34 protein-coding genes and 1 tRNA gene are annotated in these 25,545 nt (G+C 67.1%); 20 read left to right on the forward strand and 15 right to left on the reverse strand.

Annotated elements, in window-relative coordinates; genetic code table 11:
- Positions 1 to 50 precede the first annotated feature (50 nt).
- On the reverse strand, positions 51 to 542 hold the full coding sequence (locus BMX17_RS15820) for a redoxin domain-containing protein (RefSeq protein WP_092661837.1): 492 nt from the start codon (positions 540 to 542) through the stop codon (positions 51 to 53).
- A 166-nt stretch (positions 543 to 708) separates the two neighbouring features.
- On the opposite strand from BMX17_RS15820, the gene BMX17_RS15825 reads away from it, so the two are divergent.
- Together BMX17_RS15825 and BMX17_RS15830 are read left to right on the forward strand one after the other, a co-directional pair.
- A tRNA-Phe gene (locus BMX17_RS15825) sits at positions 709 to 782 on the forward strand.
- Between the two features lie 239 nt (positions 783 to 1,021).
- Positions 1,022 to 1,354: a DUF4234 domain-containing protein gene (locus BMX17_RS15830; protein WP_170845437.1), complete on the forward strand. Its 333-nt coding sequence runs from the start codon at positions 1,022 to 1,024 to the stop codon at positions 1,352 to 1,354.
- Between the two features lie 87 nt (positions 1,355 to 1,441).
- Here the strand turns inward: BMX17_RS15830 and BMX17_RS15835 are convergent, their stop codons facing one another.
- On the reverse strand, positions 1,442 to 1,759 hold the full coding sequence (locus BMX17_RS15835) for a DUF8152 family protein (protein ID WP_092661839.1): 318 nt from the start codon (positions 1,757 to 1,759) through the stop codon (positions 1,442 to 1,444).
- A gap of 102 nt (positions 1,760 to 1,861) precedes the next feature.
- Between BMX17_RS15835 and BMX17_RS15840 the strand changes: the two genes are divergently transcribed.
- Positions 1,862 to 2,107, forward strand: coding sequence for a hypothetical protein (locus BMX17_RS15840; RefSeq protein WP_092661841.1), 246 nt, complete (start codon positions 1,862 to 1,864; stop codon positions 2,105 to 2,107).
- Positions 2,108 to 2,226: 119 nt separating this feature from the next.
- A complete protein-coding gene (locus tag BMX17_RS15845) occupies positions 2,227 to 2,421 on the forward strand; it encodes a cold-shock protein (protein WP_077205918.1) in 195 nt (64 codons plus the stop codon).
- Positions 2,422 to 2,475: 54 nt separating this feature from the next.
- Here BMX17_RS15845 and BMX17_RS15850 read toward each other — a convergent pair whose 3' ends face one another.
- Positions 2,476 to 3,228 carry a DUF429 domain-containing protein gene (locus BMX17_RS15850; protein WP_092661843.1) on the reverse strand — a complete coding sequence of 251 codons (753 nt, stop codon included), beginning with the start codon at positions 3,226 to 3,228 and terminating at the stop codon, positions 2,476 to 2,478.
- Between the two features lie 125 nt (positions 3,229 to 3,353).
- On the opposite strand from BMX17_RS15850, the gene BMX17_RS15855 reads away from it, so the two are divergent.
- The 3 genes from BMX17_RS15855 to BMX17_RS15865 all read left to right on the forward strand — a co-directional run bounded on the left by BMX17_RS15855 (position 3,354) and on the right by BMX17_RS15865 (position 6,821).
- A complete protein-coding gene (locus BMX17_RS15855) occupies positions 3,354 to 3,701 on the forward strand; it encodes a cupin domain-containing protein (protein ID WP_092661845.1) in 348 nt (115 codons plus the stop codon).
- A gap of 147 nt (positions 3,702 to 3,848) precedes the next feature.
- Entirely contained in the window at positions 3,849 to 5,060 is a 1,212-nt protein-coding gene (locus tag BMX17_RS15860) for an RNA-guided endonuclease InsQ/TnpB family protein (protein WP_092661847.1), read from the forward strand.
- Between the two features lie 186 nt (positions 5,061 to 5,246).
- Positions 5,247 to 6,821, forward strand: a complete 1,575-nt coding sequence (locus BMX17_RS15865; protein WP_092661849.1) for a hypothetical protein — start codon at positions 5,247 to 5,249, stop codon at positions 6,819 to 6,821.
- On the opposite strand, the gene BMX17_RS26215 is transcribed toward BMX17_RS15865, so the two are convergent.
- From BMX17_RS26215 to BMX17_RS15880, 4 genes are all read right to left on the reverse strand, one after another.
- On the reverse strand, positions 6,818 to 6,991 hold the full coding sequence (locus tag BMX17_RS26215; RefSeq protein WP_170845438.1) for a hypothetical protein: 174 nt from the start codon (positions 6,989 to 6,991) through the stop codon (positions 6,818 to 6,820). The genes BMX17_RS15865 and BMX17_RS26215 overlap by 4 nt on opposite strands.
- A gap of 95 nt (positions 6,992 to 7,086) precedes the next feature.
- Entirely contained in the window at positions 7,087 to 7,938 is an 852-nt protein-coding gene (locus BMX17_RS15870) for an aldo/keto reductase (protein WP_092661851.1), read from the reverse strand.
- A gap of 38 nt (positions 7,939 to 7,976) precedes the next feature.
- Positions 7,977 to 8,141, reverse strand: a complete 165-nt coding sequence (locus BMX17_RS26220; RefSeq protein ID WP_170845439.1) for a hypothetical protein — start codon at positions 8,139 to 8,141, stop codon at positions 7,977 to 7,979.
- Between the two features lie 42 nt (positions 8,142 to 8,183).
- Entirely contained in the window at positions 8,184 to 8,705 is a 522-nt protein-coding gene (locus tag BMX17_RS15880; protein ID WP_092661855.1) for a type IV pilin N-terminal domain-containing protein, read from the reverse strand.
- A gap of 184 nt (positions 8,706 to 8,889) precedes the next feature.
- Here BMX17_RS15880 and BMX17_RS27320 point away from each other — a divergent pair, with 184 nt between their 5' ends.
- Together BMX17_RS27320 and BMX17_RS15885 are read left to right on the forward strand one after the other, a co-directional pair.
- Entirely contained in the window at positions 8,890 to 9,018 is a 129-nt protein-coding gene (locus tag BMX17_RS27320) for a hypothetical protein (protein ID WP_280141403.1), read from the forward strand.
- Between the two features lie 91 nt (positions 9,019 to 9,109).
- On the forward strand, positions 9,110 to 11,191 hold the full coding sequence (locus BMX17_RS15885; protein WP_092661857.1) for an Eco57I restriction-modification methylase domain-containing protein: 2,082 nt from the start codon (positions 9,110 to 9,112) through the stop codon (positions 11,189 to 11,191).
- Here BMX17_RS15885 and BMX17_RS15890 read toward each other — a convergent pair.
- The gene (locus BMX17_RS15890) at positions 11,177 to 12,175 is read right to left on the reverse strand and encodes a glutathione S-transferase family protein (protein ID WP_092661859.1); all 999 of its coding nucleotides are present in this window, start codon (positions 12,173 to 12,175) and stop codon (positions 11,177 to 11,179) included. The two genes, BMX17_RS15885 and BMX17_RS15890, sit on opposite strands and share 15 nt — an antisense overlap.
- Positions 12,172 to 12,792 (reverse strand): FG-GAP repeat protein, encoded by a 621-nt coding sequence (locus BMX17_RS15895; protein ID WP_092661861.1) that lies wholly within the window; start codon positions 12,790 to 12,792, stop codon positions 12,172 to 12,174. Before BMX17_RS15895 ends, BMX17_RS15890 begins: the two co-directional genes overlap by 4 nt.
- 118 nt (positions 12,793 to 12,910) lie before the next feature.
- Here BMX17_RS15895 and BMX17_RS15900 point away from each other — a divergent pair, with 118 nt between their 5' ends.
- Positions 12,911 to 13,441 (forward strand): 50S ribosomal protein L16, encoded by a 531-nt coding sequence (locus tag BMX17_RS15900; RefSeq protein ID WP_092661863.1) that lies wholly within the window; start codon positions 12,911 to 12,913, stop codon positions 13,439 to 13,441.
- Positions 13,442 to 13,757: 316 nt separating this feature from the next.
- Here BMX17_RS15900 and BMX17_RS15905 read toward each other — a convergent pair whose 3' ends face one another.
- Together BMX17_RS15905 and BMX17_RS15910 are read right to left on the reverse strand one after the other, a co-directional pair.
- On the reverse strand, positions 13,758 to 14,189 hold the full coding sequence (locus BMX17_RS15905) for a universal stress protein (protein ID WP_092661865.1): 432 nt from the start codon (positions 14,187 to 14,189) through the stop codon (positions 13,758 to 13,760).
- A gap of 74 nt (positions 14,190 to 14,263) precedes the next feature.
- Positions 14,264 to 14,878, reverse strand: coding sequence for a hypothetical protein (locus BMX17_RS15910; RefSeq protein ID WP_139203550.1), 615 nt, complete (start codon positions 14,876 to 14,878; stop codon positions 14,264 to 14,266).
- A gap of 234 nt (positions 14,879 to 15,112) precedes the next feature.
- Here BMX17_RS15910 and BMX17_RS15915 point away from each other — a divergent pair, with 234 nt between their 5' ends.
- Together BMX17_RS15915 and BMX17_RS15920 are read left to right on the forward strand one after the other, a co-directional pair.
- On the forward strand, positions 15,113 to 15,982 hold the full coding sequence (locus BMX17_RS15915) for an ATP-grasp domain-containing protein (protein ID WP_092661869.1): 870 nt from the start codon (positions 15,113 to 15,115) through the stop codon (positions 15,980 to 15,982).
- Between the two features lie 68 nt (positions 15,983 to 16,050).
- Positions 16,051 to 16,416 carry a hypothetical protein gene (locus BMX17_RS15920; RefSeq protein ID WP_092661871.1) on the forward strand — a complete coding sequence of 122 codons (366 nt, stop codon included), beginning with the start codon at positions 16,051 to 16,053 and terminating at the stop codon, positions 16,414 to 16,416.
- 4 nt (positions 16,417 to 16,420) lie between these two features.
- Here the strand turns inward: BMX17_RS15920 and BMX17_RS15925 are convergent, their stop codons facing one another.
- Together BMX17_RS15925 and BMX17_RS15930 are read right to left on the reverse strand one after the other, a co-directional pair.
- The gene (locus BMX17_RS15925; RefSeq protein ID WP_092661873.1) at positions 16,421 to 16,807 is read right to left on the reverse strand and encodes an Hsp20/alpha crystallin family protein; all 387 of its coding nucleotides are present in this window, start codon (positions 16,805 to 16,807) and stop codon (positions 16,421 to 16,423) included.
- Positions 16,808 to 16,878: 71 nt separating this feature from the next.
- A complete protein-coding gene (locus BMX17_RS15930; protein ID WP_092661875.1) occupies positions 16,879 to 17,901 on the reverse strand; it encodes a type II glyceraldehyde-3-phosphate dehydrogenase in 1,023 nt (340 codons plus the stop codon).
- Positions 17,902 to 18,052: 151 nt separating this feature from the next.
- Here BMX17_RS15930 and BMX17_RS15935 point away from each other — a divergent pair, with 151 nt between their 5' ends.
- Together BMX17_RS15935 and BMX17_RS15940 are read left to right on the forward strand one after the other, a co-directional pair.
- Entirely contained in the window at positions 18,053 to 19,588 is a 1,536-nt protein-coding gene (locus BMX17_RS15935) for a long-chain-fatty-acid--CoA ligase (RefSeq protein WP_092661877.1), read from the forward strand.
- Positions 19,589 to 19,629: 41 nt separating this feature from the next.
- The gene (locus tag BMX17_RS15940) at positions 19,630 to 20,586 is read left to right on the forward strand and encodes an aminopeptidase (protein WP_092661879.1); all 957 of its coding nucleotides are present in this window, start codon (positions 19,630 to 19,632) and stop codon (positions 20,584 to 20,586) included.
- A gap of 20 nt (positions 20,587 to 20,606) precedes the next feature.
- Here BMX17_RS15940 and BMX17_RS15945 read toward each other — a convergent pair whose 3' ends face one another.
- The gene (locus BMX17_RS15945; RefSeq protein WP_092661881.1) at positions 20,607 to 20,897 is read right to left on the reverse strand and encodes a hypothetical protein; all 291 of its coding nucleotides are present in this window, start codon (positions 20,895 to 20,897) and stop codon (positions 20,607 to 20,609) included.
- A gap of 142 nt (positions 20,898 to 21,039) precedes the next feature.
- On the opposite strand from BMX17_RS15945, the gene BMX17_RS15950 reads away from it, so the two are divergent.
- From BMX17_RS15950 to BMX17_RS15960, 3 genes are all read left to right on the forward strand, one after another.
- Positions 21,040 to 21,693: an HVO_0476 family zinc finger protein gene (locus tag BMX17_RS15950; protein ID WP_092661883.1), complete on the forward strand. Its 654-nt coding sequence runs from the start codon at positions 21,040 to 21,042 to the stop codon at positions 21,691 to 21,693.
- 1 nt (position 21,694) lies between these two features.
- Complete coding sequence (locus BMX17_RS15955; protein ID WP_092661885.1) at positions 21,695 to 22,321, forward strand: protein-L-isoaspartate(D-aspartate) O-methyltransferase; 627 nt, start codon at positions 21,695 to 21,697, stop codon at positions 22,319 to 22,321.
- Between the two features lie 78 nt (positions 22,322 to 22,399).
- Entirely contained in the window at positions 22,400 to 23,164 is a 765-nt protein-coding gene (locus BMX17_RS15960) for a protein-L-isoaspartate O-methyltransferase family protein (RefSeq protein WP_092661887.1), read from the forward strand.
- On the opposite strand, the gene BMX17_RS15965 is transcribed toward BMX17_RS15960, so the two are convergent.
- Complete coding sequence (locus BMX17_RS15965; RefSeq protein WP_092661889.1) at positions 23,152 to 23,610, reverse strand: DUF7382 domain-containing protein; 459 nt, start codon at positions 23,608 to 23,610, stop codon at positions 23,152 to 23,154. The genes BMX17_RS15960 and BMX17_RS15965 overlap by 13 nt on opposite strands.
- Positions 23,611 to 23,731: 121 nt before the next feature.
- Between BMX17_RS15965 and BMX17_RS15970 the strand changes: the two genes are divergently transcribed.
- Genes BMX17_RS15970 through BMX17_RS15980 form a run of 3 tightly spaced genes read left to right on the forward strand, consistent with a single transcriptional unit; the run spans position 23,732 to position 25,502 of the window.
- On the forward strand, positions 23,732 to 24,136 hold the full coding sequence (locus BMX17_RS15970) for a fluoride efflux transporter FluC (RefSeq protein WP_092661891.1): 405 nt from the start codon (positions 23,732 to 23,734) through the stop codon (positions 24,134 to 24,136).
- Positions 24,136 to 24,483, forward strand: coding sequence for a fluoride efflux transporter FluC (locus BMX17_RS15975; RefSeq protein WP_092661893.1), 348 nt, complete (start codon positions 24,136 to 24,138; stop codon positions 24,481 to 24,483). Before BMX17_RS15970 ends, BMX17_RS15975 begins: the two co-directional genes overlap by 1 nt.
- 41 nt (positions 24,484 to 24,524) lie before the next feature.
- Positions 24,525 to 25,502: a fumarylacetoacetate hydrolase family protein gene (locus BMX17_RS15980; RefSeq protein ID WP_092661895.1), complete on the forward strand. Its 978-nt coding sequence runs from the start codon at positions 24,525 to 24,527 to the stop codon at positions 25,500 to 25,502.
- The last annotated feature ends 43 nt before the right edge of the window (positions 25,503 to 25,545 follow it).

A 25,545-nucleotide genomic window follows, 5' to 3' on the forward strand; every position in this document is an offset into this window, starting at 1 on the left:
TCTCGGCCATCGGCAAAGGGTTGTCGCTCGGACTGGTCGACACCGGCTGTTCAGTCCGACTTCGGGGCGGACAGCGACCGAACGGCGTCCAGTAGCGGCCCGAGATCGGGGACCTCCGTCGCCTCGGTGGCGACCGCGCGGTACCGGACAGTCCGTGACTCGTCGAGGACGAAAAACGCCCGTCGCGGGAGTCCGGGTTGGCGGTGCCAGTAGTCGTACTGCACGTCGTAGCGACGGGTGACGCGGCCGTCGGTGTCGCTGAGCAGCGGGAACGGGATGTCGTGGCGGCCGATGAACTCCTCGTGAGCGTAGAGGCTGTCCTGGGAGATCCCCAGCACGGAGAACTCGGGCTGGAACTCGAACCACTCCACGTCCCGGAGCGTACAGAGTTTCTCCTTGCAGAGCGGGCTGAAATCACAGGGGTAGAACGCCAGCAACACCCCGCCATGGGTCACGCAGTCGCTGAGTCGATACACCCCGCGTTCGCTCCCGCGTAGACCCGGTAACTCGAAGTCCGGAGCCCGGTCGCCCTCGTCGACCATCGGTCCGGTATGGCGCGGCACGATCCTTGAACGTCGGGGCCGATTCGAGCGTGTGAACGCGGCCTGGCCACGGCTGCGGCGGCGAGCCAGGCCGGTTCCCGTCTGACCGGGCTTTCGAAATCCTTTTTTCTACCACCCTCAACTGTCGGGATGCGCACGACGGCGCGCCGCCTTAGCTCAGACTGGGAGAGCACTCGACTGAAGATCGAGCTGTCCCCCGTTCAAATCGGGGAGGCGGCATTCCACTTTTCACTCCCTTGGGTGCGCTACGCGCACCACTCGGTCGCAAAAAACGTGGGGAAAAACTACCGGACGCTCCCTGCGGTCGCGTCCGGGGAAATCGTGACTCGATCCGCTCGTCGCGGTATGCTTGTACACCGGGGAGACAGAACACGCGTATCCGCCGAACTTGACACGGGTTTTACACGTGGTAACTGTCGTTAGATTCATATAACAGCTCGAAAGAACGGTTACATACGATGTCCGGACAGGCACAAATAACAGACGCGTCGGCCTTCAGCAAGAAGTCGCACGGAAAACAGGTCCTGTTTTCCATCCTTACGCTCGGTTTCTACACGATCTACTGGACCTACTCGACTGCCAAGCAACTGGACAGGGGGACGAACCAGAGCTTGACGCCGATCCTCGCGATCATCCCGGTCGTGAACCTGATCTCGTTCTGGCAGATCTCGAGTGCCGCGGAGGCGGTCACGGATCAGGGCAAGACGGTCCTGTTCGTCCTGTTTCTGTTCTTCGCGCCCCTGTCGTGGTACTGGGTGCAGGCCGGTTTGAACGACGCGGCAGCGAACTGAACTGGCCATCGGTCGCGGTGTTCTTTTCGCTCGCACGGGCTCCGCCACGCGGAGCACTGCGGTCGTCGCCGGACGGGACGGCGCGAGCTAGTCGGAGTCGCCCCGAGCGACCAGTTCCCGCGCGACGGTCAGCGCGGCGTCGACACGGCGGGCGGCCGCGTCGTTGTCGAGGTCGCCGGCGCTTTCGAGGAGGCGAACGACCTGTCGGGCGCGTTTCGTGACGACGGCGTCGGGGGCCGATCCGTCCGCAACGTCGGCTGCTGCGGCCTGCGCTTCGCCGAGCCAGCGGTTCGCCGTCGGGTCGATGGGCAACTCCTCGGTCGCCGCGAGGTGTGCGTGCAGGGCGGCGGCGAGTTCCGCGCGGTCCATCGCGGTCGGATCGCCGGTGTCGAAGTCGTCGGCCATATCCTCCCCTGGAGCGCCAGCGCCGTAGGAACTCCGCGAACCCGTGTGGGGTCGCCGGAACCCGTAGCTATTTGCGACCCACCCCGCACCCACCGGACGAGGATGACCGTCCTGTCAACAGAAGACGAGGGGAAGTTCCTCATGGACGTCGAGGGTGAACAGATCGGAATCGTGACCGAAGTCGATCCGGACGAACAGGTCGCCTACGTCGAACCGGACCCGGATATGGGCGAGGCCTTGATCCAGGGACTGGGCTTCGGCGACGCAGACGAGGACGACATCGAACTCCCCGCCGATGCCGTCGAGACCGTGACTGACTCGGAACTCCGGGTCACGGTCGACCTCTGAACCGCTCGGGTCGACATCGAAACACCGCTTTTGCCCGCCAGTAGCGGACGCTCGCGGCGTATCCTGTGGTTGGCTGTCTCGCAAGGGTTATATGTCCCCGGCGTCTCCGGACGAAGGCAATGGCAAACGGTACGGTTGATTTCTTCAACGACACAGGCGGTTACGGTTTCATCGACACAGAGGATGCGGACGAGGACGTGTTCTTCCACATGGAAGACGTCGGCGGCCCGGACCTCGAAGAGGGACAGGAAGTCGAATTCGACATCGAACAGGCCGACAAGGGTCCGCGGGCGACCAACGTCACCCGCCTGTAATCGGTCGGACTGCGTTCTTTCATTTATCAGTCTCGTAGCGACTGCGTTGGCGTCTCAGCTCTCTTCGGCCGTCAGCGGTGACTCCGCCCGGTAGGCCAGTCGCATCGGGAGCCCGGTGGGATCGGTCGGCGGATCTGCCGGGAGCGTGCGGATCGAGCCGGGGCCCGGGCGTGCGGTGTAGCCGAGCGCGACCGCGTCGAGCACGTCGGCGACGGTGACGGCGTGGCCGGCGGTGGCCTCGGCCGCGCTCTGGACGACCGGCGGCGCGTCCCGGTCGAACGTCGCGAGCGCGCGCATCCGCTCGGCGTAGCCCGCGGCCGTCGCGGGGTCCTCGGCCAGCGTCGTCCCGGCGAACGCCCGGTAACAGACCTCCGGGTGGGCCTCGGCGATCACCGGTCGGGCTTCCGAGACTTCCTGGAGGAGGTCGTCGAGGGCGACGATGGCGTCGCTGCGCTCGAAGGCCGCCCGCGAGAGGTCGCGACCGGTCTTGCGTTCGGTGACCCGGGCCGCCGCCGGATACCGACGCTTTCGCGCGGCTTCCCTGACCGGCGGATCGGTGATCGCGTCGGCACGGGGGCCCAGCACCTGCCGGGCCGCTCGCTCGGGTGCTCGTGGCTGTTCGCCCTCTTCGCGGAGTCCGACGGGCACGTCGACGAGGATCGACTCGGCGACCTCCTCGTACTGGGCCCAGACGCTCCCGACTTCCGGGAACACGTCGGCGTGGTCGAACCCGTCGCCGGCGAACGCGGCCGCCAGCCACTCGCCGTCGCTGTAGACGACGCCGACGTACAGGGGCGCGTCGCTCATCGGCCGAACCGACGGGCCGCGCGGTCAAAAATTGCGGGGCAGTGTCTGACGCGCGTCATTTGGCCAGCAGTCATCCACGACTCGGAACCGAAGGCTACTCCGCCCGCGACGCTGAATCGGCCGGCATGGAACGCGTCGACTTCGATGCGGCCGAGACGTACGAACCGGACGAGGGCTGGCGACGCGTCGCGCTGGCCGGCAGCGACGACGCCAGCCTCGAGTGGTTCGAGAAGCCGCCGGGCCACTCCTCGCCGATGCACGACCACGAGAACGGGCAGGTCTGTCTCGTCCTCGCCGGCGAACTCACCGTCTACACCGAGGACGACGAGGCGACCCTCGGCCAGTACGACTCCGTCTATCTGGAGCCCTGGGAGTCCCACCGGGTCGAGAACACCGGCGACGAGACTGCCGTGGGCCTGGACATCTTCACGCCCGGGCGCTCCTTCGACTTCTGGACCGACCGGGAGGAGTGACCGGCGACGCTTCGGCAGGCAGGTCCGGACCGTGATTCAAACTAGGTAGCGAGGTGGATTCCCCGCCCCACCGTGGGCGGGGTTGAAGCCGACACTCGCTGCCACAAACCACGGACTACTAACTACCTCTAGTATCTATTGAAACTCGTGGCAGACGACTACCTGAGACGCACCGCAATCACCCGTCCCATCCTCACCGACGAGCAACAGGACCTGCTCGACGCCACCATCAGCGAGTGGAAAGATGCCTGTAACATCAGTAGCCGCATCGGATGGGATGCAGGTGAGACGCGGAAAACCGACCTCCAAGACCTCGCCTACGACACGGTGTTGGAGGAGACACGTCTCGGGAGTCAGCACGCAATTCTCGCCACCCATCAGGCCGCAGCCGCACTCGATGGAGTCGACGCAATCGAAGACCTTGATGAACACTACAAAACGTCCCGACCGGAGTTCACCAGTAACACGGTGAAATACGACACACGGACGATGACGCTGTTCGATGACGGGTCTGTGTCGCTTTCCACCGTCGAGGGTCGAATTCGGTGTGGCCTGAATCTCCCCGACGAAGACGACGGGCATCAACAGGAATACCTCACCGATGACGAGTGGGAAGTAACAGAGTCTACGCTGTCAAAGCGTAATGGCGATTACTACCTCCACCTCGGGTTTCGCAAAGATAAACCTGAGAAACAGGTCGAAATACAGGATGACGACGAGGACAGGACAGTTCTCGGCGTTGACCTCGGCATCGTCAACATCGCCACCACCAGTACAGCCTACTTCGCCTCCGGCAGAGAACTTCGACACCAGCATCGAGAGTTCGAGCGGATTCGCGGCAATCTCCAGCAGACTGGTACACAATCCGCCCATCGGACAATTCAGCAGATGAGCGGGAGGGAATCACGGTATCTTCGTGACCAACTCCATCAAGTTGCGAACCAGATTCTCGAAGAAGCACGTACTCACGACTGCGAGTACATCGCGTTCGAGAATCTGAAACACATCAGGGAGCGTGCGCCGCCCGTCAAAGAGTTCCACCAGTGGGCGCACCGCCAGCTCGTTGATCTCGTGGAGTACAAAGCGGAAGCCGAGGGGATTAGCGTCGAGTTTGTAGACCCGAAGAACACGAGTCGGCGGTGTCCCGAATGTGGTCACACGAGCGAGGGGAATCGCGTCAGGCAGGCGGAGTTCGAGTGTGAGTCGTGCGGTGCAACTCAGAATGCAGATTACGTGGGTGCGAAGAATGTTGGGTGGCGGTACGTCCGTCGCGGCCTACAGTCGTCGCGGCGGACGGGCGACAGTCAACTCGCCCTAAAGTCAGGAACGGTGACGTCCTCAGGTTTCGTAGAAACCTGATGTGCGAACGAGACGCGACGCGTCTCGTCAACGCCGAATCGGGGATTTGCCCCGTCCGACTAACCACGCGGTCGGCAGAGGCCGAGTTCACTGACAAGCCCCGCGCCACCGTGCGCGGGGCAGTTGACCCCGCGGCTGACGGTCAAGTTTTATACGTGATGACACGACCACTCCGGGGTACCCTCGATGCCCGCTCGCTCCGCCCTCCACACAGTCAGTGATCGAGTCGGTCCCTACGATCTGATCGCCGCCGTCGTGCTCGTCGCGGTCCTCGAACGGGCGGCACTCGCCGCCGTTCACCCGCTGGCCGCGCTGCTCGTGCCACCGGTCGCGCCGGCACTCGTGTTCGCCCGTGTCGCGCCGACACTTCGCGACGAGCTAACCGGCCACGATATCCCGGTCGGAGCCTTCGAACCGCTCGGTCCGTGGACGCTCGGCCGACTCGTCGCGGTGACGACGGCGGTTCACGCCGCCGCGGTCGTCGCGGTCGTGGCGTCGTTCCTCGTCTTCGACACCCTCGCGAGTCTGATCGAGTACCGGTCCGACCCGTCGCCCGTCCGCCCGTTTGCGGTTTCCAGAGTCGCCGTCGGCTGTGCGCTGGCGGTCGGCGCGCTCGTCTGGGGCGTTCTCGGTGTCGCGGTCGTCCGCGTCCGGGCCGGCGAGTCGATGCGACGGAGTCTGGTGAGCGCGCTGGTTGCCCCGATCACTCGCCCGCGACGAATCGCCCACACGGTCGGCGTCCACCTGCTGGTGTTCGGACTCGGTGCTGTCCTGTTCGTCACAGCACCGAACGGCCCGGTGCGGCCCGCCTGGGTCGCTCTCGGAATCGTCGCCGTCGCGGTGCTGGGTGGGGTCTTGCTCGCCGTCGTCGGGAGTACGGTCTTTGCCCGACTACAGCTCCGACGCCTCGCCGATCGGCCGGTGATGCCGGCCTGGAACCGCCGAACTGCAGTCACGGTCGCGCTCGCAGGACTCCTCCTCGTCGCGCCCGTCGTCGCCGCGAGTGCCGTTCGGGTGACGGAGACGCGGCCGATGCCGGATCGGGCGGCGACGCTGCCCGACGGCCCTGGCCAAGCGTACCGGGCAGCGGCCATCAACACGCTCCGGTCCAGCGCGACGGTCACTCTCGACGACCCGACCGACGGCCGGCCCGCCGTCGTCTGGGAGAAAGACCGGGCGAACCGGCGGTTTCTCTTCCGGATCGGGGAGACACCGCTCGCGTACGCTTCGACTGGAACGGATGCACACGCGCTGACCGGATACGATCCGTTCGCACTGGCGACCGGAACCGGTGACCGGTCTCGGGCCATCCCGCTCGACCGGGCCGCGACTGCCGAACCTGGCTACCGGGGATACCTCCGAAATCCCGGGTTGCTGGCAATCAGCGACGTGACACCGTTGCCGCTCTTGCCGGGCGACGAATGGACGACTGTAACCCGGAACGAGACTCGCGGGACGTGGGCGGTCGACGTGACCGAAGCGGAGGCGGTCGGTCGGTTCCTGTTCGGAGACGCAGCGGCGGAGGCTAGCCGGGTCGAACGCGCCCGAATCCGGATGACCGTCGACACCGATCGCGGACTCGTCACCGGCGGTCGGATTCGGTACGAGACGAACGCCACGGGTGTCTCGAACGCCACGCGGGCCGGGGAGTACGATGTCGATCTGCGGATTGAGGTCGAAACCGGGACGACGGTCCGGCGGCCCGCCGAACTCGGACGTCGGACCGTCGGCGAGTGGTGGGCGGACCTCCTTGCCTACTAGGACTTCGTCAACTCCGTCAGGGGCACCAGCCGGTGCTGGACGGTCGGTTTCGTGTAGCCCGTGGATTCACCGTGTTCGCCGCCGTAGACCTCGACTTTCTGCTGGAGGACGTGGGGCTCGCCCTCCTTGTTCTTGATGATGTCGATGGACTGCCAGGTGTCCTCCGGCATACCGCATACAGATGGCTTCCGGTACGTTAGCGTTACCGCCGCGTCGGGCGCTCGTCCGACGGACGGCGCACGGCGGGCCGTCGGGGTAGCCTGCCCTACTCGCTCAGGCGACCGATCTCCGCGTCGGTGAGTTCGAGGTCGGTGGCGGCCACGTTCTCTTCGAGGTGGGCGACGCTGGAGGTGCCCGGAATCGGGAGCGTCACCGGCGAGTGCTGGAGGTGCCAGGCGAGCGTGACCTGTTCGGGCGTGGCGTCGTGGGCGTCGGCGATCTCGCCGATCACGTCGGCTTTCTCGTCCATGTCACCGGCGCCGAGCGGGAACCACGGGATGAAGCCGATGCCGTACTCCTCGCAGGCGTCGAGGACGCGATCCGACCCCTGGTCGGCCTCCCTGTCGCCGGGGTTGTAGCGGTTCTGGACGGTCGCCACGTCGACGATGTCGCGGGCGGTCTCCAGTTGCTCGACGGTGACGTTGCTCAGGCCGACGTGGCCGACCAACCCTTCGTCTTTCAGTTCGGCGAAGGCCTCGACGGAGTCCTCGAAGGGCGTGTCCGGGTCGGGGCGGTGGAACTGGTAGAGGTCGATCGTGTCGACGCCGAGTCGGTCACGGCTCACGAGGACCTGGTTGCGGATGTAGTCGGGGTCGCCGTGAGCGAGCCAGTCGCCCTCGCGGTTGCGGAGCAGGCCGGCTTTGGTGGCGACGACCAACTCGTCGGCCACGCCGGCCTCGCGGATGAGCCGTTCGCTGACGCCCGGACCGTACGAGTCCGCCGTGTCCACGAAGTCGACGCCGAGGTCGGCCGCGCGCTGGAGGACCTCGCGGGCACGGTCCTCGTCCGCCGGTGGGCCGACGACGTCGGGGCCACAGAGTCGCATTGCGCCAAAGCCCAGTCGGTGGACGGTCAATTCGCCGCCGATGTCGAACGTGTCGCTCCGGTTCTCGACCATGGCGTCACTGCGGGCGCGACCGGCAAAGTCCTTGGCCGTCACCCCTCGCGGCCGACGAAGACGGTCTCCAGTCGGCGGCCACAGTTCGGACAGCACAGCGACTGCCACTTCGCCGGATCGAGGTCCCCCATCGTCTTCGTTCGGATGGCGTCCTCGCGGGTCACGTCGCGCTCGCAGGTGTCACAGCGGCGGTCGGCTGCCATCACCGTCGCTTCGAGTGGGACCACAAAAACGGGTTCCTGGTGCTACGCGTCCGTCCGGTCCGGCCCGGTCCACTCGTAGACGATCTCGGATCGTTTCCCGTTCTCGGTCGTCCACACGATGCGGACGGCCGCTTCTCCGAGGTCCAGGTGCTGACTGCCGGTCACTGGCGCGCCGCTACGCGTCGTGAACGCCGTCCGGTCGAGGACGAGCGTCTCCGAGGCGGTGAACGCCTCGCCCACCTGCCGTTCGAGTGCGCTCCCGCCGTACTCCAGTGGTGTCCCACGCTCGGTCGTCGCGTCCTGTACCCGGAGACTGACCTCCTCGGTCGGTACCGGGTCACCACTCCGATGCGTAATACGGAGCGTCTGGCCGTCGCCGGCGTCGCTGTCGTTGTACGTCGTCGACGGCGAGAACGACGGCCCCGACTCCTGGACTCCGTCGCCGTACTGGAACAGGTAGACGCCGACGCCCCCGACCAGCAGTGCCGTCATCCCGATCAACAACACGACGCCGACGACTTCGCTGACCCCTCTATCGCCTTCGAACCACATCCCCCGACTCATGCTTCCTTGGTTTCGGCCCACTTGACTTAATGCATCGATCTGTTTCGAGCAACAAAGTCGCCTGTGGCCCGCTCGGCCAGCTGTACGTCCGGGAAAATGAATACGCTTATATAAAATGAACGACCGTGATAGAATACGGCGACCGCGGGGTGTGGGGAACACCTGTCCGTCGCCGAGGACAACTATGACACGACGCTACACCGACGCCGAGAACACGGGTGCGCCGGTCGTTCCGCTGCTGTCGGAACGGCGTGAAATCGCCGGCGAGGACCACGACGAGCAGGTACTCAGCCACCGCAGCCAGCGCGTATAGCGGCGTCTTTTCGATCCCGACGGGTGACCGACAGCGCACGCGTTCGATCCGGTGGTGGCTATATGGTCCTGGAGCACGACACACGGTGACGATGCCCGAACGGCCGGCGGAGGGACTGGACGGACTGGTGGCGGCCGTCGCCGAGGCCGCGGGCGACCGGTCCCGCCCCGACTGGCTGGCGACGGCCACCGACGACCCGGCGGTCCGGGAGCGACTCGCGACGCTCGGCCGGGCGGCCGCGGCCGACGCCTACCAGCGGTCGCTCCCGGCGGACCGTCGGCGAGCGGACGGCCACTTCGTCACCGATCCGGCGGTCGCGGCGGCGTGCTGTCGCTGGGCGATCCGGCCCCGGTCGGACGACCGCCTGCCCCGCGTCCTCGACCCGGCTGTCGGGAACGGCGTCTTCCCCGTCGCGGCGACCCGCCGCCTCGCCGCCATCGCCCCGGAGTCGACGCCGGCCGACCGACTCGAACGGATCGTCGGCGTCGACACCGACCCGGTCCCGCTGGGGCTGGCCGCCAACCGACTGCTGGCGGCCGCGGACCCCGGCCCCGACGCCCGGTGTCGGCTCTACGAGTCGGACTTCTTCGCGGTCGAACCCGGTCCGGACCGCACCTGTACCGTGACCGACGACTCCCTCGTTGCCGGGCGGTTCGACGCGGTCGTCGGCAACCCACCGTACGTCCGCCAGGAGGCCACCGACATCGACCGCGCCCGCGACCACCTGGCCGCCTTCGGTCCCGACGGGCAACAGCCGTACTGCGACGGTGACCGGGCACTGAGCCGTCGCAGCGACGCCTACGTCTACTTCGTCACGCACGCGACCCGGTTCCTCCGCGAGGGCGGCCGTCTGGCCGTCGTCGTCCCGAACAAGTGGCTCACCACCAGATACGGCGCGTCCTTCCAGCAGTTCCTGTTCGACCACTACCGGCTCGCCGCCGTCGTCGGCTTCGGCGCGTCGGTGTTCGACGACGCCTTCGTCGACGCCGTCTTGCTCCTGGCCGAGCGGTGTGCCGACCCCGAGCGCCGCCGGTCGACGCCCGTCCGCTTCTGCCGACTCGACGAGCAGGTGTCGGTCGCCCGGGTGCTCGATCTGGCCGACACCGATACGGTACCGCCCGACGACGACCTCCGGACTCACGAAACCGAGGCCTGCCGGCGCGTGACGGTCCGGCAGGGTCGGTTGGCCGCCCGCGACTCGTCGAAGCTCGCGCCGTATCTGGACGCCCCCGAGTCGTTCATCCGCCTGCTGTCGAACCCGTCGCTCGTCCCGCTGTCCGACCGGTGTACCGTCAGCCGTGGCGTGATGACCGGGGCGAACGACTTCTTCTTCCTCGACGCCGACGGCTGGGCCGCCGAGGTCGACGACCGATTCCTCGCGCCGGCCATCAAGAGCATCCGCGACGTGGACGGCCCGCTCGTGACCGCCGCCGACACCGATCGATACCTGCTCGACGTGCACGAGTACGTCCACGAGGTCCAGGCGGACCGCGACGACGAGCGGGACGACGACCTCGAAGCTGCGGTCCGCCGCGCGCTCGACCGGGACGGGTACGACGCCCTGGCCGACTACGTGGCCTGGGGCGAGCGCCAGGGATTCTACGAGCGCCGGTCGTGTTCCAGCCGCCGGGTCTGGTTCGATCTCGGCGCGCTCTCGGCTCCCACAGTGTTCGCCCCGAAGTTTTTCGACCGCCGCGTCCCCGTCGTCGCCAACCCCGACGGCCTGCTGGCGAGCAACGCTGTCGACTGCCTCTGGGTCGACGCACCGGACGCCGGCGACGACGGGACCGACACCGACGCGGTGGACCCGGCGACCCTCGAACGGGCCACGCTCGGCGTCCTCAACGCCACCGTGACCGCGGGGATTCTGGAGTGCTGGGGCCGTACCGAGGGCGGCGGCGCGCTCCAGGTGATGACCTACGAACTGGCGTCGCTCCCGATCCCCGATCCGCTGGCGATGGGTTCCGACACCCGCCGCGAGATCGCCGCGGCCGCCGACGCGTTGCTGGCCGGCGAGAAAACGGCTCGCGACCGACTGGATCGACTCGTCCTCGACGCCGTCGACGCCGACTTCGGCGTCGAGGCGTGTCGCCGGCACAGAACGGCGATGGTCGAGCGCCGCGCCGGGACGAGCGACAGCACGGCCGCGCCGCTCACCCTAGGCCAGCGGTAGCAGGTCCTCGGGCGGACTGCCACCCATCTCGTCGCGGTCGTGGTCGGCCTCGAAGTCCAGGTCCGGCCCAGCCGCGACGATCCCCGACGGGTTCACGTCCGGGTGGGTCGTGTAGTAGTGTTCCTTGATGTGGGCCATGTCAACCGTCTCTGCGACGCTGGGTGTTTGATAGAGGTCCCGCAGGTACGGCCAGAGGTTGTCGTACTCCTGGACGTGCTGGCGGTTGCACATGAAGTGGGTGTGGTAGACCTGATCGAACCGCACCAGCGTGGTGAACATACAGATGTCGGCCTCGGTCAGTCGGTCGCCCGCGAGGTAGCGCTGGTCGCCCAGGACGGAATCCCAGTGATCGAGTGCGGCGAACAGGTCCTCGACCGCCTCGTCGTAGGCCGCCTGACTGCTCGCGAAGCCGGCCCGGTAGACGCCGTTGTTGATCGGCTCGTAGATCTCGTCGATGATTTCGTCGATTTCGTCCTGGTACCCGTCGGGGTAGAGATCCACGTCGCGGTCCGCGACCCGGTCCATCTCGGTGTCGAGCATCCGGAGGATCTCCTCGGACTCGTTGTTGACGATGGTGTCTTCCTTCTTGTCCCACAGCACGGGGACCGTCACCCGGCAGGTCGCGTCGGGGTCGGCCGCGACGTAGGCCTCCCGGAGGTAGTCGAACCCGTTGATCGAGTCCGGCGTACAGCCGTCCTTCTCGGGGGTGAACTGCCAGCCACCCTCGTCGCGGTAGGGGTCGACCACGTCGACCGTGATCGCGTCCTCGAGCCCCTTCAGCGCGCGGACCAGGAGCGTCCGGTGGGCCCACGGGCAGGCCTTTGAGACGTAGAGGTGGTACCGGCCGGCTTCGGCGGGGAACTGCGCGTCGGGATCGTCGACGATCTCGTCCCGAAACGTCGTGGACTGGCGCTCGAACTCGCCCTCCTCGTTGGTCGTTTCGTACGCGTCGGTGCGCCACTCGCCGTCGACGAGCATATTCATTGTACCTGTAATTGGGTTTCCGGGTGTAAAAACGGGGTAGTGTAATCGGTGTAACCGGGTGCCACCCGGGGGCCAGCCGCCCTGGTCTCACTGTCGGTGTCGGTTCCCAAACCGGTCGATGGATCGGCACCCGACGTGTTGCCCCTGCGCTCGAAGACGTACGCCGACCCACCGTGTTCCCCGTGGAGTTCCTCGTCGCTCTCTGCACCGACGAGGGCCGTGTCGCCGTCGAGTGCGACCGACCGCCCGAACGAGTCGCCGGCGTCACCGTCGGCCGGAACGAGTTTGCTCTGCTGGGTCCACCCGTCCCCCGGCCGCACGAACGCGTACGCCGCCCCAGCGGCTCTGCCGTTCGGGTCCTGTTCGAGCGGCGCGCCAACGAGCGCGGTCTCCCCAGCGAGCGCGACCGACGACCCGAAGTTCTGGAACGCGCTCCCGTCACCGGGCCGTAGCTTCGCAGTCTGTCGGAACCGTGACCGAGTGGCCCCGTCCGATGGGGGCGCTCCCGTCGCCGTCTCACCGGGCCCGGCCGTCGAAACTACACTCCCCGTCGCTCCGACGGCAGCAACCGGAAGCGCGGACAACACCGCACGCCGATCCGTCTCCATCCCCGTCATTACCCGACTCGTGACATCGGATTGTAAAAAAGAACGCCAACTCGGCTCGGCCGACGACCACGGTCCAGTTCGACGGGTTTTTGTACGCGCTTGGCCTCGATTTCCTCAAGAGATACCTATGTCGGACAAGCCTGCCTCGATGTACCGGCAAATCGACAAGCCGTCGTACACCCGCCGTGAGTACATCACCGGAATCCCCGGCTCGAAGGTCGCACAGCACAACATGGGCGACAAGACCAAAGACGCCGACGACTACCCGGTTCAGATCAGCCTCATCCTCGAGGAGGAGGTCCAGATCCGTCACGGATCGCTGGAGGCCTCCCGTCTGTCGGCCAACCGATACCTGATCCAGGAACTCGGCGAGAAAAACTACAAGATGATCCTTCGGAAGTTCCCCCACCAGGTCATCCGGGAGAACAAACAGGCGACCGGGGCCGGTGCGGACCGTGTTTCCGACGGGATGCGCCAGGCGTTCGGGAAGATCGTCGGCACCGCCGCCCGGATCGACAAGGGCGAGCGCCTGTTCACCGCCTACTGCGACGTGGACCAGGCCGAAGAAGTCAAGGAAGCCTTCCGCCGCGCCTACAACAAGATCTCGCCGCCGTGCCGGATCAAGGTCGAACGCGGTGAAGAACTGCTGATCGCCTAAGCCCTCGCGACCGCTGGCGCGGTCGCTCGCCCTTAGAAGTCCGCCAGGCGGGGACCCGCAAGGGGTCTTCCGCGCGTCGCGAGGTACGCGACGCGCGGTTTCTGCCCGGCGCACTCGTGCATTCGAGCACGAGCGCGCCGTGCGTTGACGTACTCGTAGGCAGGCCTGCCCTTCCCCGGGTCGCGTGTCCCGCGCGATGCGCGGGCCACGCTCCCGGCCGAACGCCCGTCCGCAGAGTCTTCGCTCGTCGAAACTGATCAGTGAGCTGTGAGCTGTCGACCGATCCAGACGGCATCGAGTGCCGTGAGAACGACCGTCACTTCTCGTCGGCCACTCTGATCGTCAGCACGGGCACGTCCGAGGACCGGACGACCTTTTCCGTGACGCTCCCGAGCAGGTACCGGTCCAGTCCGCGCCGGCCGTGGGTGCCCATGACGATCATGTCCGCGGCTACTTCGTCGGCGTAGTCGACAATCTCCTGGTAGGGATCGCCCTGCCGGACCTCGCTCTCGGCGACGAGGCCGGCGTCGGTGATCCGGTCGACCGCGTCCGCGACGACCTGATCGCCCGTCGTCTGGAGCGACTCGACGGTCGTCCCCTCGACCGCGCCACCGCCCAGGGCCGTCGTGTTCGCGACGAACAGGACGTGGATGCCCGCGTCGTGTGCCTCGGCCTGTTCGAGCGCGTGGTCCAGTGCGACCGCCGCCCCGTCGCTCCCGTCGGTCGGGAAGAGTATCTCGTCGTACATACCAGACCGTCCCGCCGCCGTCCACTTAGTATTGCGCCGACCTCTCGCGAACTGAGAACCAGTGGCCCCGCCGCTCACTCGTGCGCGCGGAGAATCGCCTCGTAGTAGGGAATCATCACGTCGACCCCCCGTTCGAGGTCCGCCGTCGACCGGTAGTCGTGATGTTCGACCGCCAGCGCGTACCGGGTCGCTTCGGGCCCGAATCCGGACTGTCCGTACCGCGGCTTGTGCGGATATTCGGGGTCGCCCATCGCGACACGCAGTTCCAGCATCTGGGCGCGCATGATCGGCGTCCAGTAGTCGCCACCAGTCTTGTGTCGCCGCCAGGCCGTCGTCGACAGGTCGGCGTAGGTCTCGTCGATGCCGAGTAGACGCGCCCGCTCGGCGAAGTTCTCCTGGACTGGCCCCCAGTCGGCCGCGTCGAGGGCCGCCCGGTCGAACTCCCCGTCCGTAACGTGGGCGTCTTCGATCTCGTCTTTCTTCCAGAGCGCGTTGACGTACGCCACCGCGGCCCGGCGCGCCGTCGCGTCGTCGACGTGCTGAAACTGACTACTGTCGACCGCCGCGAACGCCTTCACCGCCGCCATCCGGTCGCGCTCGTCGTGCGCGACGAACCCGTCCCAGACCCGCTCCGCGAGGAACTCGGCGTGGTCCGTCACCGTTTCCCAGCGCCCCTGATGGGTACTCATCGCTCCGACTGCCCCCCACCGTCGCCCCCCGTCACCGCTCGACCTCCGTCTCTACTCGACCGCTCCCACCGATATCCGCCCATTGAACTCGCCAACATCCTTGTACTTTCCACATTCTGTTTGTAATTAAATATTTCCCAGGGCTAATATATTAAATGACACCCGGCCCCCCGTCGTGCCGGTGCGACCGTGACGAACGGCGGACTTTAGTCCGCGCGGGCCGAGGACGCGGCCATGCTCCGGCTGGCGGTCGCGACCGACGCGGAAACGTACGAACGGCTGCAAGAGCCCCTCGAACAGCGGGGGATCGAGGTCGCGTCGGTCGCAACCACCGAACGGACGCTCCCGGTGACCGACGCCGACGCCGCCGGCGAGTTCGCCGACTTCGACGTCGGGTTCGTCTACCCGCCCCGTATCATGGAAGGCGGCGTCGCCGACGCGCTGCTGGGCGTCCCGTGGGTCAACGACCGCGAGGCGATCCTCACGTCCCGGAACAAGGCCGACGTGATCGCCCGGCTCGATCGGGCCGATGTTCCGGTCCCCGAGACCGTCGCCGTCTCGAACCCGGTCGACCGGTCGGCCCTCGTGGCGGCGTTCGAGCGGTTCGACCCGCCGGTCGTCGTCAAACCCAACTCCGCCACCCGCGGCGTCGGCGTCGCCAAGGCCACCGACCTCGATTCCTTCCTGGGCATCACCGACTACCTCGATCTGGTTCACGACTACCGCGCCACCGGCGATCAGTCCTTCCTGGTTCAGGAGTACCTCCCCGACGCCCGGGACTATCGGGTCATGCTGGTCGACGGCGAATACGTCGGCGCGGTCGAGCGCCGCCTTCCGGAGGCCGCCCTCGAAGCGGGCCAGTGGAAACACAACGTCCACCGCGGGGCCGAAGCGACCGGCGTAGACCTCCCCCCGGAACTGCGCGAACTGGCCGAACGCGTCGCCGACACCCTCGACATCCCCTGGCTCGGGGTCGACCTGCTGGTCACCGACGACCGCGCCGTCGTCACCGAGACCAACGCCCGGCCGACCGTCGACAGCGCGACCAAGTACGAACCCGGCTTCTTCGACGACCTGGCCGCGCTGATCCGCGCGACCGTCTGACGTGGGACACACGAGTGTTCGACACGACGCCAAAGTATATTACGCCGGATATGTAACTGCCGGGAAACATGGCCAAAACCCAGCGGAACGACCTGAGCCGTCCGTTTTTCGTCCTCGGGCTCGTACTCGCCGGTGGCGTGGCGGCCGGAACCGTCTGGTACTCGACTGCCTCGCTCCAGCGGGCCGAGACGCTCGCTTTCGGCTGGTTGCTGGTCGCGTTCACGTTCACGTACAGCTACCGGCCGCTCCGGGAGTCAGTGTACGGTCGGCTGGTGAGTTCGCTCTTCATCATGCTGTTCGCCACGTTCTTCTACCTGCGCGGGAGCCGGGGGCCGCTGGTGCCGTTCGGTCTGTTCGCGCTGGCGCTGGCGGCGTTCAGTTACCAGCTCTATCGGCTCGGCGACGACGAGACGCGGCGCAGTCAGGTCTCCTGAGAACTCAGAGGTCGATGTCCGCCGAGTCGTCGGCGCGGTCGAAGGTGACTTCGAGGACGCCGTTGTTGTAGGTCGCGCTGGCGGAGTGTTCGTCGACGGTCGCGGGCAGGCGGATGCGCTCCTCGTAGTCCCGACGGTCGGAGGCGGCCGCGACGGTCAACACCTCACCGTCGCATTTCAGGTCGATGGCGTCTTTCTCGACGCCGGGGAGATCCGCGACGACCCGGAGCTGATCGTCCTCCTCGAACACGTCCAGGTGCAGGTCCGAGCCGAAGCCGGCCGAACCGCCCCGGTCGATGTGGACGTCGTCGCCCATCATCTCGTTCATGACCCGCTCGATCTCGCGGAGAATGTCGTCGATGGGATCGTGATCGTCGCGGTCGTCGTTCATACCAGTCGGTAGACGCGGTCCCGGCAAAAGGTTTCTGCCCCTGTCAATCCTCGAATCCCGAGGGTTTCGGGTTAGCGGCCCAGCCCCATCCCGAGCGCGTCGTTGGTCCGCTCGATGCTCTCGCGACGGTCGGCGGTCCCCAGGACGGCCCGGATCGCGTCGACGTTTTCGGGCACTACGTCCGACTCCTGGTGGATCGCCTGGAACAGGTAGAGTTCGTCGTCCTCGACGGTGATCGACTCGCCCCAGATGGCGTTCTCCCACACGTCACCGCGCGGCCGCCCCGAATCGAGGGCGAACTCCTTGAGTTTGCCCGAGCCGTCGATCCCCATGTGTTCGGGGATGACGAACAGTCGCGACTCGCCTTCGAGCAGGTCGCGGACTTCCTCGGTGTCTGCCCCGTAGGTCAACTCCACGTTGACGCTGTGGGTGTGAGTCAGCGTCGCCGGCACCTTCATCCCGAGCGTGTCGATGTCCAGGTTCGGGAAGATGGTGTTCACGTCCGGGCCGTGGTGGGAGGGGATCGTCACCGGGTCCGGCAGCGTGTCGTTGATCGGGCCACGCGAGGACTGGGCCGGGTCGCCGCCCCGGCGGACCAGCGTCGCACGCACCTTCTCGACGCCGTACTCGTCTTCCAGCGCCGCGATCAATCGGGAAAGCCCCGTCGTGTTACAGGAGACGACGCGCGTGTGGTCGGCCCCTTCGGCCTCGGCGAAGTTGGCGCGGGCGTTGAAACTCACGTCGACCAGGTCGGCGTCTTCCCCGCCCTGGTAGAGCGCTGGCGTGTCGTACTCCTCGTACATCGATTTGTTCTCCGCGCCGATGCCCGAGGGCGTCGTGTCGACGACGATCTCGCTGTCCTGAACCAGTTCCTCGACCTCGCCGGCCAGTTCGATGCCAGCCTCGTCAAACTGGTCCATCCGCTCGGGGACGGCGGCGTAGAGGGGGTAGTCGTTGGCGACGGCCTGTTCGGCCTCGAAGTTCGGCCGCGTCTTGGCGACGCCGACGACCTCCATGTCCGGCTGTGCGCGGACGGCGTCCGCGACCCGCTTCCCGATGGTCCCGTACCCGTTGATTCCGACTTCGATTGTCATATCCGGGAATGCCACAGCGACGGGGATAACCGTTTCGAGGTTCTCTGACGGGAATTGACTCGACTCCGAGTCACCGTTCGCCCCGTCAGGGGAAGACGGCCGGCGCAATTCTTGCCGAACGCATATGTACGTGTGTGGTAATGACAAGCGTATGCAGCCCACCCTGCGAGAGACGCTGGAGTTGACAGCGAAGCGGTATCCGGAGCGTGACGCCATTGTCTATCCGCGACGCGACCAGCGGTACACCTTCGCCGAGTTCGACGAGCGAGCGAACCGACTGGCCAACGCCCTGGCCGACCTCGGGGTCGAGAAGGGGGATCGCGTCTCGACGATGCTGTACAACGGGTCGGAGATCGTCCTCACGGTCTTTGCCTGTGCGAAACTCGGCGCGGTGTTCAACCCGCTGAACTACCGCCTGCCCGCCGGCGAAGTCGAGTACATCCTGAACGACGCCGAGTCGAGCGTCCTGCTATACGAGGCCGACACCCGCGAGGCCGTCCACGGGGCCCGCGACTCCCTCGATACCGTCTCGGAGTACCTCTACATCGACGAGGACACGCCCGACGGGGCCCAGGATTTCTACGCGCTCGTCGACGAGGCCCCACCGGCCCGGCCCGACGCCGAGGTCGCCGAGGACGACGTGTACGCGTTCATCTACACCTCGGGGACGACGGGCCGGCCGAAAGGCGTCGTCCACGAACACCGGGACATGGTCGAGCACAACCTCATCTGTGCCGCCGAGGGCGGGCTCCGGCCCGACGACGTGGGGCTGTCGGCGCTCCCGCTGTATCACTGCGCCGAACTCCACGCGGCCCTGTTCCCGCGGATCCAGGTGGGTGCGACCTCCGTGATCCACCACGACTTCGACCCCGTCGCAGTGTTGCAGGCTATCGACGAACACGACGTGACCGTGATGTTCGGTGCGCCGACCGCCTGGAACGGGATGGCCCACGCCGCCGCCGAGGTCGAGGCCGACACGTCCTCGCTACGGCTGGGTATGTACGGGGCCTCGCCGATGCCCGAGGACGTGCTGAACGCGTGCATGGACGCGTTCTGTGACGACTACCTCCAGGCCTACGGCATGACCGAGATCGGCCCCTGTGGCACCTTCCAGCACCCCGACGAACAGATCCCGAAACAGGGCTCGGCCGGCGTCCCCGCGCTGAACCACGACCTCCGGGTCGTCGAACCCGGGGCCGATCCGGACGCGGCGGTCGAACAGGGCGAGATCGGCGAAATCCTCTTTTCGGGGCCCTGTACCATGCGGGAGTACTGGAACCGGCCCGACGCGACCGCCGACTCCCTGCGCGAGGCCGACGGCAAGGAGTGGTACTACACGGGCGACCTGGGCTATCTCGACGCCGACGGGTTCCTCTACGTCGTCGACCGGAAAGACGACATGATCATCTCCGGCGGCGAGAACATCTATCCCACCGAAGTCGAGGACGCGCTCTTCTCACACCCCGACGTGGTCGAGGCGGCGGTCGTCGGCGAACCCCACGAGGAGTGGGGTGAGGTCGTGGTCGCCTACGTCGTCGGCGACACCGACGCCGACGCCCTCGACGCGTTCGTCCGCGACAGCGACGACCTCGCCGACTTCAAGCGGCCCCGCGAGTACGCCTTCGTCGAGGAACTGCCGAAAAATCCCAGCGGCAAAGTCCAGAAGTTCAAGCTCCGGGACGAGTAGCGAGGACAACACCTATTCCAGTTCCGTTCGCAGGGTCGGGTATGAAACACAAGCGGCTCCGGGAGCCCGCCGAGACGGCCGTCCGGAAGTGTATGCGCCTCCAGTCGACCGAGTCCTGCCTGATCGTCACCGACCACGAGCGCCAGCCAATCGGCGAAGCCCTCTACGAGGTGGCCAACGAGCGCACCGACGACGCGAGTATCGTCCGCTACCCGCCCGGCGACCAGCACGGCGCGGAACCGCCCGCGGCCGTCGCCGCCGCCATGCAGGCCGCCGACGTGGTGCTCGTCCCGACCAAGAAGAGCCTGACCCACACCAAGGCCCGCTCGGACGCCACCGCGGCCGGCGCTCGCGTCGCCACGCTCCCGGGCATCACCGAAGAAGTGTTCGTCACCGGCCTCGACGCCGACTACGCCGACATCAAGCAACATTGCAAGGACCTGTACGCGCAGGTCTCCGGAGCCGAGACCGTCCGGGTCCAGACCAAACGCGGCACCGACATCGTGTTCCGTCCCGGTGGCCGGGAGTGGCGACAGGACACCGGCATCGTCCACGACCCCGGCGCGATGTCGAACCTCCCGGCCGGCGAGGTGTTCGTGAGTCCCGAGACCGCCAACGGCACCTTCGTCGTCGACGGGACGATGATGCCCCACGGCCTTCTGGAGGACGGCCACGTCCTCGAATTCGAGGTCGAGGACGGTACCGTCACCGAAGTCAGCGACGACGGCGTGCGCGAGGAACTGGAGGCCGCCGCCGAGGCAGTCGGTCGGGACGCCTACAACCTCGCGGAACTGGGCATCGGCACCAACGTCGGCGTCACCGAGTTGATCGGCTCCGTCCTCCTGGACGAGAAGGCCGCCGGCACCGTCCACATCGCCATCGGCGACGACCACGCCATCGGCGGCGACGTGGAGGCCCCGATCCACCTCGATGGGATCGTTCGTGATCCGAAGGTCTTCGTGGACGGGGACGAGATCGATCTACCGTCGGGCGTGTGAGTTACTAACGGACTGCCCGGTCACAGCAGTGTTCCGGTGAGCGATTGGCCGTTCAGCACTGTCAATAACACTCCCATACCGAGTAGCGTGTAGCCTATCGGCCGGAGGAACACACTCGATTCGTCACCGTTCAATTCATCGAGTTCGCCGGCCAGCGACCGCCACGTCAGGAAACCCATGGCGAGAAACAACAGTCCGTCGAGCCAGACCGATTCCGGGCCGCCGCTCGTCTGGAGTGACTCGACGACCCCCAACCCGTAGCCGAGGGCCATGAGCCCGAATCCGGCACCGTAGACGTACCGCAGTTCCATACCACGGCTACTGGGTATCGCACCGAATGGTTCGGGACTGGGGCAACACTGGCCGGCGATCTCGGCCCAGAACCCGAGTGAACGGCCGGCACACGCCCCGTCGGTCAGCGACCTTTTACGTGCGCACCGAGTACTGCCGGGTATGACTACGGAAGCCGGGGACAGGGTTGGAATCGCCTGTCCGGCCTGTTCGCCGCAGTTCGAGACGGTCCACGAGGTCCTGTCGACGGGCGGCGGCGACGCGACGTTGCGGTGTACCGAGTGTGAACACGTCCACAAGGAGAGTCTACCGGAAGAGAAGACGGCACAGCTTGACGTGGTAATCTCCCAGGACGGGGAGTCGTTCTCCGCGCAGGTCGAAGCGCCCGCGGACGCCGAGCTCTCGACCGGCGAGGAGTTCGTCGCCGAGACCGACGCGGCGGTGATGACCGTCCGGATCACCAGCCTCGAACTCGACGGCGGCCGGGTGGAGTCGGCCCCGGTCTCCGACGTGGATACCGTCTGGACCCGTGCCGTGGGCAACGTGAGCGTCAACGTGACCAAACACCCAAAGGACGGCAAGCGGGAGAACACCGAGTCCACCAAGGTGCAGGTGCCCGGCGATCACGAGTTCGTCGTCGGCGAGACCGAGGAACTGGGCGACCTCGAATTTACCGTCGAGGGCATCCACGTCCGCGACGACGCCGAGGGCTACGAGTTCGACAAGGTCGACTACGAGGGCGACACCGTCGCCGCCAAGGACGTGAAACGCCTGTACGTCCGCGACGAAACGTCGACCGCCTGGTCGGCCTGGTAACATGGACTGGGCCGCGCGACGCGAGTCGATGGTCGACCGGCTCGAATCCGGGGGCCGCGTCGACGATCCGGCGACGCTGGACGCCATGCGGGCGGTCCCACGCCACGAGTTCGTCCCCGAGCACAAGCGCGACTCCGCGTACGCCGATACGCCGCTCCCCATCGGCGACGGCCAGACCATCAGCGCGCCCCACATGGTCGCGATCATGACCGACCTGCTGGACCTGTCGCCGGGCGACGATGTCCTCGAGATCGGCACCGGCTGTGGCTACCACGCCGCCGTCACCGCCGAGATCGTCGGCCCCGACCACGTCTTCTCCGTCGAGTATCAGGAGTCGCTGGCCGAGCAGTCCCGAGACCGACTCGACAGGCTGGGCTACGGCGACATTTCGATCCGTGCCGGCGACGGGAAGCAGGGCTGGCCCGACCACGCCCCCTACGACCGAGCCTACCTGACCTGTGCCGCACCCGACTTCCCCGACGCCGTCGTCGAACAGGTCCGATCCGGCGGCGTCCTGCTCGCGCCGCTCGGAACCGCTCGGCAGACACTGGTCCGCGCCCGCAAGCGCGAGGACGGCTCTCTGGACCGCGCGGACCACGGCGGCGTGCGGTTCGTCGAGATGCAGTAACTCGACCGCTCGGCTGACCGACGTACCGCCCCGCCGACAGGCGGGCCATTCAAGAGCCTCCACGCGAACCTTGCGACAATGGATCCCGCGGTACTGCGCGACGACATGGTCGACAGCCTCGAACACGAGAGCAAGGGCTGTGTCCACAGCGACGCCGTCAGCGTCGCCATGCGGGCGGTGCCCCGCCACGAGTTCGTCGCCGACGAACGCGGTGCCTACGCCGACCGCCCCTTCGAGCGGTTCGGCACCCGCGTGCTCGCCCCCAGCACCGCCGCACGACTGCTCGAAGCGCTCTCGCCCGACCCCGACGACTCCGTGCTGGTCGTCGGCGCAGGCGTGGGCTATACGGCCGCCGTGATCGCCGAAATCGTCGGCGAGCGGTCGGTGCAGGCCATCGACATCACCCGCCGGGCCGTCTACGACGCCCGCGAGAACCTCGCCAGCGCGGGCTACAGCGGCGTCCTCGTGGACTGTCGGGACGGCGCGGACGGCCTCCCCGAGTACGCACCCTACGACCGCATCCTGCTGGAGGCCGCCGCGGTCTCGCCACCCCAGGCGCTGGTCGACCAGCTGGCCGAGGGCGGCCGGCTGGTCATGCCACTGGGGGCCCACGAGCAGAGCCTCGCCGTCGTCGAGGGCGACGAGGTCACGGACCGCCTCGGTGGCGTCGCCTTCAGCCCCATGCTCGTCGAGGGTGAGCAGGCCGACACGCCCGAGCGCAACCGAATGCGGCGCGAAGACCGGGAGTACGAACGCCGGGATGCCCGCCGTCGACGCGGCTGGGAGCAGTCGTGGATCGACTGGGACGAGGCTGCCGATACCGGCCGCTCTTACGAGGACTGAGCGCCCCCCGAGACGACGAGCAGTTTCGTGTTCTCCCGGTCGTCGGTGTACCCGCCGCCAGCGGGCGGTTTCACGTCGAGCGTGATCGTCCCCTCCGCCTGATTGGGCCCGAGACTCGGCGAGAGCGACAGCGTCGCCTTCCCGTCGGGCCCGGTCTTCGCGGGCCGAATCTGTGAGAGCGTCGCCGTGCCGTCCTTCGCCACGACGGTTGCGTTGGCCACCGGCTCACCCTCCGGCGTAATGACGGTGACCGTTATCTCGTTGCTTCCCTCGGCTACCACCTCCGGCTGTGGTTTCACGTCGAGTTCGGTGACCCCCAGCGCGGTGAGGCCACCAATGGTGTTCATCATGACGCTGAGACTCGCGATGCCCACGACGAGGGCGATGACGAGTCGCACCGGCAGTCCTTCGATCGCCCGTTCGTCGTCGCTGAAACGCTCGAACATGGACCGGGCTGGCCCGGCCTTCGGACATAAGCGCTCGCCCGATGATTTATCGGTGAACGGGCGCGACAGGGTGGGAGCGAACCGAAAGCACCGAGTAGTCGCTCCGACTCCATCCGGACGAATGAGCGACGGCACGGCCGCCGGCGGGTCGACACACGCGTTGACCCGCCTCGAACCGCTGGTCCTGATCGCCGTCGGCGGGTTCGTCGGGGCCGTCCTCCGGCACGCCGTGGCGCTTGCTCTCCCCGCGACGCCGTTGCCGTGGGGGACGCTGGTAGCCAACGTCGCAGGCAGTTTCGCGCTCGGCGTCCTGCTGTACGAGGCCCACCTCGCCGACGCGCTCAGTCCCGAGACGCGGCTGGTGCTGGGCACCGGCTTTCTCTCCTCGTTTACGACCTACAGCACCTTCGCCGTCGAGACTGCTGGCCTCGATCCTCGTCTCGCGGTCGCGAACGTCGCCGCGAACTACGCACTCGCCTTTCTGGCCGTCCTCCTCGGGCGATTCGTCGCCCGGGTGATCTCCTGATGGTGAGTTCGACCCTGCTCGTCGGAGCTGGCGGCGTCCTCGGCGCGCTGGCCCGGCACCTGCTGGGCGAGCGCATCGACATCCGGACGGTCGACACGCTCGCGGTGAACGTTCTCGGGAGTTTCGTGCTGGGTCTGCTGGTCGCCGTGCCGGTCGCAGATTCGCTCTTCCGCCTGTTCGGGACGGGCTTTTGTGGTGCTTTCACCACCTTTTCGACGTTCGCCTTCGAGACGGTCAGACTGTACGAGACCGGCGAGCGGCGGCGGGCCGCGGCGACGGCGGCGCTGAACCTCGTCGGTGCGCTAGCCGCGGTGGCGCTCGGCACCGCGGTCGCCAGTCTCCTCTGAGAGGCCAAAGCTATACCTGCGATCCGAACCGGGATGCGAGTATGCGACTCGCCAGTTTCGCGGTCGAGACGCCCGTCGGACCGGCCCGACGGGTCGGTGTCGAACACGAGGGGGAACTGCTCGACGTGAACGCCGGCTACGCGTACGTCCTCGCGATGGACGGCGAGGCCGCCCCCGTCGACCTCGCCGAGACCATCGCGCCGGCCTCGATGATCGACTTCCTCCGGCGCGGCCAGCGCGCCTTCGACGCCGCCGAGGAGGTGCTGGAGTGGGTGCCCGACGCCGACGCCGAGACCGGGCCCGGCGGCGCGCGCCTCCGGTACGACCCCACTGAAGTGGACCTGCTGGCCCCCGTTCCGCGGCCGAATTCCCTGCGGGACTACATGGCCTTCGAGGAACACGTCGCCAACACGCTGGGCGACATTCCGGACGTGTGGTACGACCGGCCCGTCTGCTACAAGGGCAACGCCGACCAGGTCGTCGGCGACGGGGACGTGGTCGAGTGGCCGCCATACTCGACCCTCTGGGACATCGAACTGGAGATCGGCGCGGTGATCGGCCAGCGCGGCACCGGCATCGACGCCGACGAGGCCGAGGAGTACGTCGCCGGGTACACCCTGTTCAACGACTTCTCGGCCCGCGACGAGCAGGGCGAGGAGATGGACGCCCAGCTGGGCCCCGCCCGCGGGAAGGACTTCGCCAACGCCTTCGGCCCCTACCTGGTGACGCCCGACGAACTCGACCTGCCGAACGCCGACTTTTCGGTCGAGGTCACCGGCGAGGACGGCGAGACCGAAGTCTGGTCGGAGGGCACCGTCGGCGAGATGGAACACTCCTGGGGCGAGATAATCGAACACACCGCCGAGGCCGAGACCCTGTATCCGGGCGACGTGCTGGGGAGTGGCACCGTCGGCACCGGCTGTGGACTGGAGATTGGCGAGTTCCTGGACGACGGCGACACCGTCTCGATCTCCATCGAGGGGCTGGGCACGCTGACAAACACCGTCGTGGAGTCCTGACCGCCATCTGAGGATTCAAACCGCTGGCGGTCCAACGGCCGCT

The organism is Halorientalis persicus, assembly GCF_900110215.1.
GTDB lineage: Archaea > Halobacteriota > Halobacteria > Halobacteriales > Haloarculaceae > Halorientalis > Halorientalis persica.